Genomic DNA, 14363 nt, shown 5'->3' with positions numbered 1-14363 from the left:
CGTGCAGCGGGCGTCGCAGGCAACAAAAAAGCAGCCCGCGGGCTGCTTTTTTTTCATGGTGCGTCAGAAAGCCGATGCGCGCTTCACGCGCCTTCGGTCAGCGCGCGGATGGTCGGCAGATTGCGCCAGTAACCCTTGGCGTCCATGCCGCAGCCGAACACGTAGCGGTCCGGCACCGAAAAACCGCAGTAGTCGGGATGCAGCGGCTTGGCCTTGGTGAGGGTCTTCTCGCACAGGACGGCCGAAAGGAAACGCTTTGCGCCCATGTCCATGATGCGATCGCGTATCGCGGCCATCGTCTCGCCTTCATCGAGGATGTCGTCGAGCACGAGCACCACACGGTCCTTCACCGACTCGCGCGGCGCCACACGCCACTGCATCTCGGCGCTGCCCTTGATCGCGTTGCGGTAGCGCGTGAGGTGGATGTAGTCGAACTCGAGCGGGAAGTCGAGGTGCGGCAGCAGCATGCCGGTGAACACGGCGGCGCCGCCCATCACCGATAGCACGAGCGGGAAGTCCTCGCTGATTTCGGCGCGGATGGCTTCGGCCATCCGGCCGATCGACGCATTGACGTCGCCCTCCGAAACGATCTCTTCGGAGTGGCGGAAAATGTGGAGGGCTTCTTCGCGATTCATGACTCTGGCGGGAAGGTAGCTGTAGCTATTGAAGTGTGGAAAATAACGGCGGCGCGCGCTACAGCATAAACCCGCGCATTTGGTCCGTCGCGTGCCGCGTCGAGTGGGGCCGCCGTGCGCGCGATATGCGCCGCGCGGCCCGCAGGATCAGCGCATGCCGGGCATCATGCCCTTCATGCCGCGCATCATCTTTTGCAGATTGCCACCCTTGAGCTTCTTCATCATGGTGCGCATCTGCTCGTACTGGTTGAGCATGCGGTTCACTTCCTGAACCTGCACGCCCGCGCCCGCCGCAATGCGGCGCTTGCGCGTGGCCTTGATGAGTTCGGGCTTGGCGCGCTCGGCGGGCGTCATCGAGTTGATGATGCCTTCCATGCGGCGCATCTGCTTCTCGGCCTGGCCCATGTTGGCGCCCGAAGCGGCCTGCTGGAACTGCGCGGGCAGCTTGTCCATGAGCGACGACAGGCCGCCCATGCTCTTCATTTGCGAGAGCTGCGCGCGGAAGTCGTTGAGGTCGAAGTCGCCGCCTTTCTTGACCTTGTCGGCGAGCTTTTGCGCGGCCTGGACGTCCACGCCGCGCTGCGCTTCCTCAACGAGCGCGAGAATGTCGCCCATGCCGAGAATACGGTTCGCCATGCGGTCCGGGTGGAACACCTCGAGGCCGTCGAGCTTTTCCGCGACGCCGACGAACTTGATCGGCTTGCCCGTGATGTGGCGCACGGAGAGCGCCGCGCCGCCGCGCGAGTCGCCGTCGAGCTTGGTGAGCACGACGCCGGTGAGCGGCAGGGCGTCGTTGAACGCCTTCGCGGTGTTGACGGCGTCCTGGCCGAGCATGGCGTCGACCACGAAGAGCGTTTCGGCGGGCTTGAGCAAGCCGTGCAGCGCGGTGATCTCGTTCATCATCGCCTCGTCGATACCGAGGCGGCCGGCCGTGTCGACGAGCAGCACGTCGTGATAGTGGCGCCTGGCCCAGTCGACCGCTGCGGCGGCGATCTCGACGGGCTTCTGGTCCGGCTGCGAGGGGAAGAAGTCGGCGCCGACCTGTTCCGTCACCGTCTTCAACTGCGCGATAGCGGCAGGGCGGTAGACGTCGCACGATACGGTGAGGACCTTCTTCTTGTACTTCTCGCGCAGGAGCTTGGCGAGCTTACCGGTGGTGGTGGTTTTACCGGCACCCTGCAGACCCGCCATGAGGATGACGGCAGGCGGCGTGACGGCGAGATCGAGCTCGGCAGCACGGCCTTCGTAGTCGCCGCCGATTACGGCGGTCAGCTCGCGCTGCACTACGCCGACGAGCGCCTGGCCTGGCGAGAGGCTGGAGATCACTTCCTCGCCGAGCGCCTTCTCTTTCACCTTGGCGATGAATTCGCGCACGACGGGCAGCGCCACGTCCGCTTCGAGCAGGGCGAGACGCACCTCGCGCAGCATTTCCTGCGTATTGGCTTCGGTCAGCCGGGCTTCGCCGCGCAGCGTCTTGACGACGCGCGCCATCCGTTGAGTGAGATTGTCGAGCATGGGGAGGCGGTGAGCAGTGCGGCCCGGCCCGCGCGCGCTAAACGGGAACGCGCCGCGTTTCGTCGCCGATTCGTTACGTGAGCGCGCGGCCAGGGGGCCTATAGTAAACTTCGAACATGGATATTGTACTGTATGCCCTCACCGTGCTCCTGTACGGCGGATTGTGCGCCGCCGACTGGCGCGCGCTGCGCCGCGCTGGCACCGCGCCGCTGCTAGGCAGCGTGCCGCCCGTTCCGGTGACGCTCGGCGCGGGCGGCGACGCCCTGCGCGCCCGGACCTTCGGCCCGCTTTCCCGTGCGCTGCTCTTCGTCGCGCTCGCCGCGCACGGCGTGCTGCTGCACATGACGATCTTCCCCGCCAACGAAATGGTGTTCGGCTTCGCCTTCGCGTTGTCGGCCATGTTCTGGCTCGGCGCGGGCATCTACTGGATCGAGAGCTTTTTCTTTGCGCTCGACGGCCTGCGTCTTTTGCTGCTGCCGTTGGCGGCCGTCGCGTCGATGCTGCCGCTCGTGTTCGGCGGGGTGCGCGTGCTGCCCTACGCGGCCGCGCCGATGTTCAAGCTGCACTTCGTCATCGCGAACATCGCCTATGGGCTCTTTGCGATCGCCGCGCTGCACGCGGTGCTGATGCTCGCCGTCGAGCGCCGGCTGCATGCGCTCAAGGGCGCCGGCTTCCAGCGCAACGCGAGCAATCGCGGCGGCGGCTGGCTGTCGAACTGGATCGAGACGCTGCCGCCGCTCCTCACGATGGAAAAGCTGCTGTTCCGCCTGATCGGCGCGGGCTTCGTGCTGCTCACGGCCACGCTCGTCTCGGGCATCGTGTTCAGCGAGCAGTTGATCGACCGGCCGCTTTCGCTCGATCACAAGACCGTCTTCGCGATTCTTTCGTGGCTGATGTTCGGCGCGTTGCTCACCGCTCGCAAGGTTTCCGGCTGGCGCGGCCGCGCTGCGCTGCGCTGGGTGATCGCATCGTTCATCGCATTGCTGCTCGCTTATGTGGGCAGCCGTTTCGTCTTCGAGGTGCTGCTGCACCGCCCTGTGGTTTGAGTCGTGTGAGTCGCGTGTTCCGATGAGACAGATTCTTCTCCTCGTACTGCTGTTCGTGGTCGGACAGTGGTTCGTCAAGGCGCTGCGCCGTGCGCAGACGCAAACGCGTGCCGGTGCGCAGCCGGAGCAGGGCGCGCAGCCGGGGCAGGGCGCCGCACGCAACGCCAATGGCGGCGCGAGCGCGAGCGGCAAGGCTGCGCTGCCCGAGCCGATGGTGCGCTGCGCCGAGTGCGGCGTGCATGCGCCGCGCAGTGAATCGGTGAATGTCGGCGCGCGCTCGTTCTGCAGTTCCGAGCACGCGCGCGCCTGGGACGCGCGCACCACGGCCCAGGATCGCCCCGCACGATGAGCGCTGCCGCATCGCCAGGATCGCGCGCGTACTCAGTCGATGCGCAGGGCTGGGTGCCCGGCGCGCGTCACCTGCCTTCGCCTAACTTCGAGGCCCGCCCGCAAGGCGCCGTACCGACGCTCATCGTCGTCCACAACATCAGCCTGCCGCCCAACGTATTCGGCGGCCCCGAGATCGCCGATCTCTTTCTCAACCGCCTTGACTGCGACGCGCATCCGTACTTCGACGCCAACCTGCGCGGCGTGCGCGTCTCGGCGCACTTCGTCATTCATCGCGATGGCGCGCTCGAGCAATTCGTCTCGTGCGACGAGCGCGCGTGGCACGCGGGCGCGTCGAGCTTCTTCGGGCGCGAGCGCTGCAACGATTTCGCCATCGGCATCGAACTGGAAGGCAGCGACACGACGGCCTTCGAGGCGCCGCAATACGCGACGCTCGCGGCGCTCGTGAAGGCGCTCGTCGCGCACTATCCGATCGAGGCGCTGGCGGGCCATTCGGACATCGCGCCCGGGCGCAAGACCGATCCCGGCCCGCACTTCGACTGGGCACGCCTCAAACACGATACGCAGCTCGCCGATGCCAGCTTCCCCTATATCCAGGGGCACGGCGAGCAGAACGCGGCGTCATGACACGCTCGAGCGCCTGCTGAACCCTCTCCAGCTGCACAAGGAATAAGCACCTCTTGCGCGCAAACGCAGGGTCTTCGCGCGCGCCTCGCAGACCACTCGAAGGGGCATTTGCCGCCAAGGCCCGCGCTGCTTGGCTTGTGGTCTTGTCAAGATAGGACCAGCAAAAAAAGCCATTTGATCGTACAGTTTCTTCCACTATACTTTGTACCTGAAACAAGGCTTCACACCATATGTTGTGTTGTACCGCGGCGCCCCGCTTCACGCGCGAGGCGCCGCGCGCGTTACCAGCATAGAAAAAACAGAAACTTTGTACGGTGCCGTCGGCCGAGAGAACCGGCGCACCGGCTGTAATCGAGAGAGAAGGTACAGCCAATGATCGCGACATCCACGATGAAGACCGAAGCAGTCTGTGATTCATCTGCCTTGTCGCATCCGGCAGCCTCGCCAGGCTGGACTTTTTTCTCTGCCCGATCGAGCGTGCACACGGGGGCACGACGTCGGCGTCCGTCTTAATCCGCGAACTCTCTTCGCACCTTTCCAGGACCCAGGAGCTTTGCACATGCAAACGACCGATAACGTCTCGACCCGGTATGAAGGCGCGCCCGCCGCGCACGCACTGGGTGGCCAACCGCAAGACGGCCAGACGAGCGCGCAGCAGTTCGCCGACCACAAGGTGATTCGCCGCAACGGTAGCGTGGTGTCGTTCGAACCTTCGAAAGTCGCGATCGCGATGACGAAGGCCTTCCTCGCCGTGAACGGCGGCCAGGGCGCGGCTTCGGCGCGCGTGCGCGAGCTCGTCGAGCAGCTCACGCAGAACGTCGTGCGCGCACTCGTGCGCAGCCGTCCGAACGGCGGCACGTTCCATATCGAAGACATCCAGGATCAGGTCGAACTCGCGCTGATGCGCGGTGGCGAGCACAACGTCGCGCGCGCCTACGTGCTGTATCGCGAGAAGCGCAACCAGGAGCGCGCGCAAGCGCCGGAAACGGCAGCGAGCGCAGCGCCCGGCATCAACGTCACGGACAACGGCGTGACGCGCCCGCTAGACATGCAGGCACTGCGCGCGCTGATCGCCTCGTCGTGCGACGGTCTCGGCGACGCGGTCAACGCTGACCCGATCGTCGCGGAAACGGTGAAGAATCTGTACGACGGCGTGCCGATGACCCAGGTCTACGACTCGGCCATCCTCGCTGCGCGCACCATGATCGAAAAGGACCCGGCGTATAGCCAGGCGACCTCGCGCATCCTGCTGCACACGATCCGTCGCGAAATTCTCGAAGAGGAAGTGACGCAAGCCGAAATGGCCGTGCGCTACGCCGACTACTTCCCGCAGTTCATCAAGCGCGGCGTGGAAGCCGGCCTGCTCGACGACAAGCTCCAGCAGTTCGACCTCAAGCGTCTCGGCAACGCGCTCGACGCGAGCCGCGACCTGCAGTTCGGCTACCTCGGCCTGCAGACGCTGTACGACCGCTACTTCCTGCACGTCGGCGGCACGCGCATCGAAATGCCCCAAGCATTCTTCATGCGCGTCGCGATGGGCCTCTCGCTCAACGAGATCGACCGCGAAGCGCGCGCGATCGAGTTCTACAACGTGCTCTCGTCGTTCGACTTCATGTCGTCCACGCCCACGCTGTTCAACTCGGGCACGCACCGCTCGCAGCTCTCGTCGTGCTACCTCACGACGGTTGCCGACGACCTCGACGGCATCTACGAAGCGCTCAAGGACAACGCGCTGCTCTCGAAGTTTGCCGGCGGTCTGGGCAACGACTGGACGCGCGTGCGCGCGCTCGGCTCGCACATCAAGGGCACCAACGGCAAGTCGCAAGGCGTAGTTCCCTTCCTGAAGGTCGTGAACGACACGGCTGTCGCAGTGAACCAGGGCGGCAAGCGCAAGGGCGCGGTGTGCGCCTACCTGGAATCGTGGCACCTCGACATCGAAGAATTCCTCGAGCTGCGCAAGAACACGGGCGACGACCGCCGCCGCACCCACGACATGAACACGGCGAACTGGATTCCCGACCTGTTCATGAAGCGCGTGATGGAAGGCGGCGACTGGACGCTCTTCTCGCCCTCGACCTGCCCGGATCTGCACGACAAGTTCGGCGCCGAGTTCGAGCAGGCTTACACGGCTTACGAAGAGAAGGTCGCGCGCGGCGAGATCAAGCTGTTCAAGAAGCTGCCGGCCGCGCAACTGTGGCGCAAGATGCTCGGCATGCTGTTTGAAACCGGCCATCCGTGGATCACGTTCAAGGATCCGTGCAACATCCGTTCGCCGCAGCAGCACGTGGGCGTCGTCCACTCGTCGAACCTGTGCACGGAAATCACGCTGAACACCAGCGACAGCGAAATCGCCGTGTGTAACCTGGGCTCGGTGAACCTGGTCGCGCACATGGTCGAACAGGCCGACGGCACGTTCGCGCTCGACCACGACAAGCTCAAGCGCACCATCAGCGTGGCGATGCGCATGCTCGACAACGTCATCGACATCAACTACTACGCGGTGTCGAAGGCGCGCAACTCGAACCTGAAGCACCGTCCGGTGGGCATGGGCATCATGGGCTTCCAGGACTGCCTGCACGTTCTGCGCACGCCGTTTGCTTCGCAGGAAGCCGTGGAGTTCGCCGACCGCTCGATGGAAGCCGTCTGCTACTACGCGTACTGGGCGTCGACGGAGCTGGCAGCCGAGCGCGGCCGCTACTCGACCTACCGCGGCTCGCTGTGGGATCGCGGCATCCTCCCGCAGGACACGCTCAAGCTGCTCGCCGAAGCACGCGGCGGCTACGTCGAAGTCGACTCGAGCGAGTCGATGGACTGGACGTCGCTGCGCGAGCGCATCGCGACGCACGGCATGCGCAATTCGAACTGCATCGCGATCGCACCGACCGCGACCATCTCGAACATCATCGGCGTGTCGCCTTGCATCGAGCCGACGTTCCAGAACCTCTACGTGAAGTCGAACCTCTCGGGCGAATTCACGGTGGTGAACGACTACCTGGTGCGCGACCTGAAGGCGCGCGGCCTGTGGGACGAAGTCATGGTCGCCGACCTGAAGTACTTCGACGGCATGCTCTCGCGCATCGACCGCGTGCCGGCCGATCTACGCGCTGTGTATGCAACGGCGTTCGAAGTCGACCCGACGTGGCTCGTCGAAGCCGCATCGCGTCGTCAGAAGTGGATCGACCAGGCGCAGTCGCTGAACATCTTCATGGCGGGCGCATCGGGCAAGAAGCTCGACGAGATCTACAAGCTCGCATGGGTGCGCGGCCTGAAGACCACGTACTACCTGCGCACGATGGGGGCTACGCACGTCGAGAAGTCGACGGTTGCGCACGGCGCGCTCAACGCCGTGCCGACGGGCGGCGAAGGTGGCGGCAATGCAGGCGGCGCGTTTGGCGGCGCAACGGGCGGCGCATTCGGCGGTGCAGCAGGGTCGACCACGATGCAGGCCGCACCGCAAGCCGCGGTTGAAGCGGCGCCGGAAGCAGATGGTCCGGTGTGCATGATGCGTCCGGGCGACCCCGGCTTCGAAGAGTGCGAGGCTTGCCAGTAAAGCTGGCTGCGCATGATGCGTGCGGTGCAACGCCGCTCGCATCATGCGAGGACCGAAGCATCAGTAGTAAACAGTAGTCGAAGTAGCCGTAGCGAGATGTAACAGCGAACGAGGCGCGCGCAATGCGCGCCGACTCTCCCGGCAACGCGCACCGCGCGCGCTGCAGTACGCGAAAGAGGCAACAGGAAGGAATCCCTGGAGTTTCTCGCAGGGACAAGACTCAGGCCGCGCGAGCTTCCAGCGCCGCGCGCGGCAAGCAGTGAGCGGCGAGTGAAAACGCACTCGCAGCGCGAGCGAAAAGCGCGCGGCGAACCCCGTCTTTCACACACGCTCTCGATGTCGCGAAGACCTTCGAAGCACATCGCACATGCGAAGTGAGCACGACGAATCAGTGTTCTCTACACAGTGCTCACGCGATGCAATCGACACGATGCGATAACAAAGTGTTGTATCGAGGTCGCAACGCGAATCGAAAACAGGATTTTTCGTGTGCGAACCCTTTTATCGCTCACGAAAAGATGGTACAAACCGATCTAAATTGATGGTGACATTTATGCTCAACTGGGATGACGAGATCACGGCCGTAACTCCGTCGAGCGGTGCGCAGCAAAACGCAATGCGCAACCCCGCGGGTCAGGCTGTCCAGGCTGCCGAGGTGCAGTTTGGTCTGCGTTCCGCTCCTCAGGCTTCCACGGCGACCAACATCTTCGCCAGCGACTTCGCCGTTGCACCGCCGCCGCAAGCGCCGGTCTCGACCGAAGCGCGCGTGAATGTCGCCGACAAGCGCATCATCAACGGCCAGACCGACGTGAATCAGTTGGTCCCGTTCAAGTACAAGTGGGCTTGGGAAAAATACCTGGCGGGCTGCGCGAACCACTGGATGCCGCAGGAAATCAACATGTCCCGCGACATCGCCCTGTGGAAGGACCCGAACGGTCTGACCGAGGACGAGCGCCGCATCGTCAAGCGCAACCTCGGCTTCTTCGTGACCGCCGACTCGCTCGCCGCGAACAACATCGTGCTCGGCACCTACCGGCACATCACGGCGCCCGAATGCCGCCAGTTCCTGCTGCGCCAGGCGTTCGAAGAAGCGATCCACACGCACGCCTATCAGTACATCGTCGAGTCGCTGGGCTTGGACGAGAGCGAGATCTTCAACGCGTACCACGAGGTCAAGTCGATCCGCGACAAGGACGAGTTCCTGATCCCGTTCATCCAGACGCTGACTGATCCGTCTTTCAAGACCGGCACGCTCGAAGCCGACCAGAATCTGCTCAAGTCGCTCATCGTGTTCGCCTGCATCATGGAAGGCCTGTTCTTCTATGTCGGCTTCACGCAAATTCTCGCGCTCGGCCGCCAGAACAAGATGACCGGCGCAGCGGAGCAATACCAGTACATCCTGCGTGACGAGTCGATGCACTGCAACTTCGGCATCGACCTGATCAACCAGATCAAGCTTGAAAACCCGCACCTGTGGACCCCGGCGTTCCGTGCGGAGATCACCGAACTGTTCAAGCATGCGGTCGACCTCGAGTACCGCTACGCCGAGGACACCATGCCTCGCGGCGTGCTCGGTCTGAACGCATCGATGTTCAAGAGCTATCTGCGCTTCATCTGCAACCGCCGTTGCCAGCAGATCGGTCTTGATCAGCTGTTCCCGAACGAAGAAAATCCGTTCCCGTGGATGAGCGAGATGATCGACTTGAAGAAGGAACGCAACTTCTTCGAGACGCGCGTGATCGAATATCAGACGGGCGGTGCGCTGTCCTGGGAATAACCCGGGCGCACTGCGGTGCAAGTCTTTTGGGGTTGCCGCGAGGCGCCGTGCAGGCGCCTCGACTGGCATGATGATTAGGAGCAGGAACGCCTGATGCAAAGCATGCCCGGAGCCAGGTTGGCTCACCGACGTGACAGGCACTTTGCGAACCCTTCAGAGGGATGGGCAAACTTCCCCCCGGAAAAGCGCGCAGGCTTCGCGTGTCGTGAGGCCGCCGCTTTCAACGAACGTTGCCCGGTGTCGGTAGCCGACGCCGGAATGACTCGGCGCGCTGTGCCTCGTGGCACGGCGCGCCTTACCGCATTCATTAGCGTAAGCGCGCGGGATCAGCGTACGCCGATGAATAGCCCGCTTCGCAGCGTGCGCCGTGAGAAGCGTTCGCGGGAAGCGGGTTTTGACGAAGGGTGTAGTTTGAACTGACTCTCATCTGAACCTGAAGGAGAAAAAAATGGCTACTGCCAAGAAGAAACCGGCGGCTAAGAAGGTCGCAGTGAAGAAGGTTGCAGCGAAGAAGGCGGCTCCGGCGAAGAAGGCCGCAGCGAAGAAGGTCGCGGTCAAGAAGGTCGCAGCCAAGAAAGTCGCCGTGAAGAAGGTTGCTGCGAAGAAGGCAGCACCGGCGAAGAAGGCCGCAGCGAAGAAGGTTGCAGCCAAGAAAGTCGCCGTGAAGAAGGTTGCTGCGAAGAAGGCAGCACCGGCGAAGAAGGCCGCAGCGAAGAAGGTTGCAGCCAAGAAAGTCGCCGTGAAGAAGGTTGCTGCGAAGAAGGCAGCGCCGGCGAAGAAGGCCGCAGCCAAGAAGGTTGCTGCGAAGAAGGTTGCAGCCAAGAAGGCGCCTGCGAAGAAGGCTGCTGCCAAGAAGGCTGCGCCTGCGAAGAAAGCTGCCGCCAAGAAGGCTGCCAAGAAGGCACCTGCGAAGGCCGCTGCCGCACCTGCTGCCCCTGCTGCGCAACCGTCCGCGCCCGCAGCAACGGTCAAGACTGCCCTGAATCCGGCCGCGGCATGGCCGTTCCCGACCGGCAGCCGTCCGTAAGCAGTCCGAGACGAAGCGCGCAGGCTACGTCGTACGCGCGCTTCGTTGGCCGGGCCGGGCGGCATGATGCGCAAGGCTCGATCCCGATCCCGTCGCTGGGTTGTCCGCGACGGGATTTTTTTCGTCTGGAGTTCGTAATAGTTGGGGTGAGGTCACGCGCATGCCGCGCGCGGGCATGAAAAAAGGCGCATGCACAGGGGAGCACATGCGCCTGAGGTTCCGCATCCGGCGCGAGGCGCCGCTGCGGTACAGGGGAAACCGTTAGTGCGTGACGCGCGTCACGCCGCCGCTCGAGAGCAGTCGCACGCGGTCGCCCGCGTTGAAGACTTCGCCGGTCGCGGTTTGCGTGATGGCGCGGTAGTCGCCGTTGTCGAGGCGCACCGTGATCTCGAGGCCGTCGCGCATGGCCACGCCGTTCTCGACCGCGTTGCCGGCCACGGCGCCCGCAATGCCGCCGATGATGCCGGTGACGATCGAGCCCGTGCCGCCGCCGATCTGGCTGCCGGCCACCGCGCCGAGCGCGCCGCCACCGATCGCGCCAAGGCCGCTAGGCTGGCCGTTGTTCGAACTGATCTTCACCGCGCGCACGCTTTCGACCGTGGCCATACGCACCGATTGCTCTCGCTGCGCCTGCGAGGCCGTGTACACATCGGCGGAACTGCTGTTATAGGCGCAACCCGACATCGCGAGCGACCCCGCGAGCATGGCTGCAACAATCAGACGACTTGTTATTTTCATTCCCGTAGCTCCAATGGGCGCCGTTCGTGTGCGGCTCCCGCGTTCAGTTCGGCAGTTCGTAGCCGAATGCCTCCTTGAACCGTTCGTTGATCTGCGCTCGCGTAGGCGCATAGTTTTGCGGACCGAGATGCTCGATCTTGAGCGCGCCCATCAGGCTCGCGAGACGCCCCGTGGTTGCCCAGTCGAGGCCGTTCTCGATGCCGTAGAGCAGGCCGCCGCGGAAAGCGTCGCCGCAGCCGGTCGGGTCGAGCACCTGAGCGGCCTTGACCGGAGGAATCTCCTCGATCTTGCCGCTGTGGTAGATCTGCGAGCCGTGCTCGCCGCGCGTGATGATCAGCGCGTCGACATGGCTGGCGATTTCGTCGAACGACCAGCCGGTGCGATGGCTGACAAGGTTGGCTTCGTAGTCGTTGACCGCTACGTAGGTCGCAAGTTCAATCGCGCGGCGCAAAGAAGCCCCGTCGAAGAGCGGCAGACCCTGGCCCGGATCGAAGATAAACGGCACGCCGGCCTTCGCGAACTGCTCGACGTGCTGGACCATGCCGTCGAAGCCGTCCGGTGCGACGATGCCGAGCTTGATGCCGGGCGCTTCGTCGGCGCGGTTCAAATGCGATTGCATCATCGCGCCCGGGTGGAACGCGGTGATCTGGTTGTTCTCGAGGTCGGTCGTGATCATCGCCTGCGCGGACCACGTATCCTCCAGCACGCGCACGTGCGCCTTCGACAGGCCGAGCGCGTCGAGGCGTTCGAGGTAGGGGCGCGCGTCGGCGGCGCCGAGCGTCGCCATGATGCGGGCGTCGCCGCCGAGCAGATGCAGCGAATACGCGATGTTGCCGGCACAGCCGCCGAACTCGCGGCGCATCGTCGGCACCAGAAAGCTCACGTTCAGGATGTGCACCTGCTCGGGCAGGATGTGCTCCCGAAAGCGACCTTCGAAGGTCATGATGTTGTCGTAGGCGAGCGAGCCGCAGATCAGCGTAGCCAAGGCGGAAATTCCTGTAGGGCGTGGTAGGGGAAGGGGGCGGCGCACCGGCCTGCGCGTCGATCTGGCAGTGCAGGCGCGAGGCGCGTGTGCGCCGCCGCCGGATTACTTCAGCGCGGCGAGTGCGGCGTCGTAGTTCGGTTCGTTCTTGATTTCGCTCACGCGCTCGGCGTGCAGGACGTTGTCGTTTTCGTCGAGCACGACGACGGCGCGCGCGGTCAGGCCGGTGAGCGGGCCGCTCGTCACGTCCACACCATAGGCTTGCGCGAATTCATGGCCGCGGAAGGTCGAGGCCGTGACGACGTTGGCGATGCCTTCGGTCGTGCAGAAGCGCGCAGCGGCGAACGGCAGGTCGCCCGAGATCACGACGACAGCCGTGTTGTTGAGACCGGCAGCGGCTTCGTTGAACTTGCGCGTGGAGGTCGCGCAGGTCGGCGTGTCGAGGCTCGGCACGATGTTCAGCACCTTGCGCTTGCCGGCGAAATCGGCGAGCGAGACAGGCTTCAGATCCTTGCCGACGAGCGAGAACGCCGGGGCCTTCTGGCCGACGCTCGGGAAGGTGCCGGCGACGTCGATCGGGTTACCGCCTAGCGTGACTTGACTCATGATGTGCTCTCCGGGAATGCATGTTGTGGTGAATGGCGCGCCCGCGCGATGCGGGACGCCGGGAAACGCGCGGGGCACGCCAGTGCACCCGCGCACAGACGGCAAATCAGGGGTAGAAAATCTCGATGCGGAAGTTCGACGCCACCACGTCGCCCGTGTCGAGCCGCACGATCATGGTCTGCGTGGTGCGTGCGGGCAGACCGGCTTCAATGGAGGTGCCGGGCGTGACGTAGTCCTGCGGCCACAGCACGCGCCGCACGACGATGTTGTTTTGCCGGTCGAGCAGCGACAGCTCGATGGCGGGGTACGCGAGCGCCACGTTGAAGCGGTTGCGCAGCGGCACCTTCAGTTCGAGGTGATGCGGCTCGTTGTCGACCTGGCGCAGATCGGACGGCTCGACCAGCAGGCCGTCGATGTCGCGCGGCGGCAGCACGCGGCAGCCGAGCTGCTCGCACGCCTGCTGATAGAGCGACTGCGAGTCGGGCCAGTAGACCATGACCGTTTCCCGTTGCCACCACGCGAGTTGCACGACGAGCAGCGCGAGCAGCAGAATGGCGATGAGCGTGCCGAGAATGCGCCAGACGAGGCCGCGCGAACCGCGCGGGCGGGCCGGCGCTTCGCGCGTGACGGCGAACGGTGAGGCGCCGTCGTTGGGCGAGAGCGCGCTGAACGCGGGCTCCGGTGCGGCTTCGCGGGTGCGGGGGCCGAGCGCGGGCTCGGGGTCGTGCATGTGAGCCGCAGCCGATGCTTCGTTGGCCGAAAAGGTCGGCTCGGTCGGGCCGCTCGTGCCCAGGTTCGGCTCGCTGCGCGTCCAGCGCGCGGCGGGCGGGAAGGGTTCGGCGGCTGCGGACTGCTGCGGCGGCGGCACCGGGGCTGCTGCAGGTGCCGCTGGCGCGTGCGGCGCATCTTGTGGTGGGCGCCCGAGCGTCGGTTCGTCGTCGAAGGCGACCCGCGACTCGTGCTCGGGCGTAAGGCCAGGCGAGGCGCCTCGGGCAACGCTTGCCCCTGGTAGCTTATCGGCGTCGTATTTCAGGCGGGGATCACGCTGGCTGTCCTGCGGCGGCGCCCACGGGTCCCACGTGCGATTCGTGAAATTGGGAGTGGCGCCCAGCGTTGGGGGCGGCTCTTGCGATGGCGCTGTTGCAGGCTGATTCGCCTGATCAGGCTGAACCTCGGGCTGCTGCGGAGTGGGCTGTGAAGCGGACTGCGATTCGAACTGCGATTCGAACTGTGAAGCGGGTTCCGAAGCGGGCTGCGCAGCAAAACGTGAAGCGGGCTCCGATGGCGGCGAGGTCAGGCTGGCCGCAATTTCGGCAGCAACGGGTACCGCGCGCGTGAAGTCGCCGCCTTCGGGCATCTCGTACAAACTGCCCGACGCATCGAACGCTTCCTGACAATGTCCGCAACGCACGAGGCCGCGGCGCACGGCGAGCTGCGTGGGCTGGATGCGAAATACGGTTTCACAGAAGGGGCAGCGCGTTGCCAGAAGCATGTGGGCCGAGGATCTGGGTA

The 14363-nt window shown here is 64.7% G+C and carries 13 protein-coding genes; 7 read left to right on the top strand and 6 right to left on the bottom strand.

The window, feature by feature from the left end:
• Positions 1-83 precede the first annotated feature (83 nt).
• Together M3I56_RS28810 and ffh are read right to left on the bottom strand one after the other, a co-directional pair.
• Complete coding sequence (locus tag M3I56_RS28810; protein WP_028207817.1) at positions 84-635, bottom strand: hypoxanthine-guanine phosphoribosyltransferase; 552 nt, start codon at positions 633-635, stop codon at positions 84-86.
• Positions 636-782: 147 nt separating this feature from the next.
• A complete protein-coding gene (ffh, locus tag M3I56_RS28805; RefSeq protein ID WP_254356858.1) occupies positions 783-2150 on the bottom strand; it encodes a signal recognition particle protein in 1368 nt (455 codons plus the stop codon).
• A 116-nt stretch (positions 2151-2266) separates the two neighbouring features.
• Here ffh and M3I56_RS28800 point away from each other — a divergent pair, with 116 nt between their 5' ends.
• From M3I56_RS28800 to M3I56_RS28770, 7 genes are all read left to right on the top strand, one after another.
• A complete protein-coding gene (locus M3I56_RS28800; RefSeq protein WP_254356857.1) occupies positions 2267-3196 on the top strand; it encodes an inner membrane protein YpjD in 930 nt (309 codons plus the stop codon).
• Between the two features lie 22 nt (positions 3197-3218).
• Positions 3219-3545 carry a PP0621 family protein gene (locus M3I56_RS28795; RefSeq protein ID WP_254356856.1) on the top strand — a complete coding sequence of 109 codons (327 nt, stop codon included), beginning with the start codon at positions 3219-3221 and terminating at the stop codon, positions 3543-3545.
• Positions 3542-4171: a 1,6-anhydro-N-acetylmuramyl-L-alanine amidase AmpD gene (gene ampD, locus M3I56_RS28790; protein ID WP_254356855.1), complete on the top strand. Its 630-nt coding sequence runs from the start codon at positions 3542-3544 to the stop codon at positions 4169-4171. The genes M3I56_RS28795 and ampD overlap by 4 nt, the downstream gene beginning before the upstream one ends.
• Before the next feature lie 559 nt (positions 4172-4730).
• Positions 4731-7721 carry a ribonucleoside-diphosphate reductase subunit alpha gene (locus tag M3I56_RS28785; protein ID WP_254356854.1) on the top strand — a complete coding sequence of 997 codons (2991 nt, stop codon included), beginning with the start codon at positions 4731-4733 and terminating at the stop codon, positions 7719-7721.
• A gap of 553 nt (positions 7722-8274) precedes the next feature.
• Positions 8275-9498 (top strand): ribonucleotide-diphosphate reductase subunit beta, encoded by a 1224-nt coding sequence (locus M3I56_RS28780; RefSeq protein WP_028207823.1) that lies wholly within the window; start codon positions 8275-8277, stop codon positions 9496-9498.
• 93 nt (positions 9499-9591) lie between these two features.
• On the top strand, positions 9592-9918 hold the full coding sequence (locus M3I56_RS28775; protein WP_254319317.1) for a hypothetical protein: 327 nt from the start codon (positions 9592-9594) through the stop codon (positions 9916-9918).
• Between the two features lie 28 nt (positions 9919-9946).
• Positions 9947-10525 carry a histone H1-like DNA-binding protein gene (locus M3I56_RS28770; protein WP_254356853.1) on the top strand — a complete coding sequence of 193 codons (579 nt, stop codon included), beginning with the start codon at positions 9947-9949 and terminating at the stop codon, positions 10523-10525.
• A 261-nt stretch (positions 10526-10786) separates the two neighbouring features.
• Here M3I56_RS28770 and M3I56_RS28765 read toward each other — a convergent pair whose 3' ends face one another.
• The 4 genes from M3I56_RS28765 to M3I56_RS28750 all read right to left on the bottom strand — a co-directional run bounded on the left by M3I56_RS28765 (position 10787) and on the right by M3I56_RS28750 (position 14343).
• Positions 10787-11263, bottom strand: coding sequence for a glycine zipper 2TM domain-containing protein (locus M3I56_RS28765; RefSeq protein WP_028207825.1), 477 nt, complete (start codon positions 11261-11263; stop codon positions 10787-10789).
• 43 nt (positions 11264-11306) lie between these two features.
• The gene (locus M3I56_RS28760) at positions 11307-12248 is read right to left on the bottom strand and encodes a carbohydrate kinase family protein (protein WP_028207826.1); all 942 of its coding nucleotides are present in this window, start codon (positions 12246-12248) and stop codon (positions 11307-11309) included.
• A 102-nt stretch (positions 12249-12350) separates the two neighbouring features.
• Positions 12351-12851, bottom strand: a complete 501-nt coding sequence (gene tpx, locus M3I56_RS28755; protein ID WP_028207827.1) for a thiol peroxidase — start codon at positions 12849-12851, stop codon at positions 12351-12353.
• A 106-nt stretch (positions 12852-12957) separates the two neighbouring features.
• On the bottom strand, positions 12958-14343 hold the full coding sequence (locus tag M3I56_RS28750; protein WP_254319320.1) for a DUF3426 domain-containing protein: 1386 nt from the start codon (positions 14341-14343) through the stop codon (positions 12958-12960).
• Positions 14344-14363: the final 20 nt, after the last annotated feature.

It is taken from the genome of Paraburkholderia sp. CNPSo 3281 (assembly GCF_024206515.1).
Classification (GTDB): Bacteria; Pseudomonadota; Gammaproteobacteria; order Burkholderiales; family Burkholderiaceae; genus Paraburkholderia; species Paraburkholderia nodosa.
Note: the sequence above shows the minus strand (reverse complement) of the source record. Positions and strands in the feature narration are given on the sequence as shown.

Bases quoted from the DNA above. Each gene is read 5' to 3' on its own strand.
- ffh (WP_254356858.1), bottom strand. From the start codon at position 2,150: ATGCTCGACAATCTCACTCAACGGATGGCGCGCGTCGTCAAGACGCTG.
- M3I56_RS28795 (WP_254356856.1), top strand. From the start codon at position 3,219: ATGAGACAGATTCTTCTCCTCGTACTGCTGTTCGTGGTCGGACAGTGG.
- M3I56_RS28800 (WP_254356857.1), top strand. From the start codon at position 2,267: ATGGATATTGTACTGTATGCCCTCACCGTGCTCCTGTACGGCGGATTG.
- tpx (WP_028207827.1), bottom strand. From the start codon at position 12,851: ATGAGTCAAGTCACGCTAGGCGGTAACCCGATCGACGTCGCCGGCACC.
- M3I56_RS28780 (WP_028207823.1), top strand. From the start codon at position 8,275: ATGCTCAACTGGGATGACGAGATCACGGCCGTAACTCCGTCGAGCGGT.
- M3I56_RS28750 (WP_254319320.1), bottom strand. From the start codon at position 14,343: ATGCTTCTGGCAACGCGCTGCCCCTTCTGTGAAACCGTATTTCGCATC.
- M3I56_RS28770 (WP_254356853.1), top strand. From the start codon at position 9,947: ATGGCTACTGCCAAGAAGAAACCGGCGGCTAAGAAGGTCGCAGTGAAG.
- ampD (WP_254356855.1), top strand. From the start codon at position 3,542: ATGAGCGCTGCCGCATCGCCAGGATCGCGCGCGTACTCAGTCGATGCG.
- M3I56_RS28765 (WP_028207825.1), bottom strand. From the start codon at position 11,263: ATGAAAATAACAAGTCGTCTGATTGTTGCAGCCATGCTCGCGGGGTCG.
- M3I56_RS28785 (WP_254356854.1), top strand. From the start codon at position 4,731: ATGCAAACGACCGATAACGTCTCGACCCGGTATGAAGGCGCGCCCGCC.
- M3I56_RS28810 (WP_028207817.1), bottom strand. From the start codon at position 635: ATGAATCGCGAAGAAGCCCTCCACATTTTCCGCCACTCCGAAGAGATC.
- M3I56_RS28775 (WP_254319317.1), top strand. From the start codon at position 9,592: ATGCAAAGCATGCCCGGAGCCAGGTTGGCTCACCGACGTGACAGGCAC.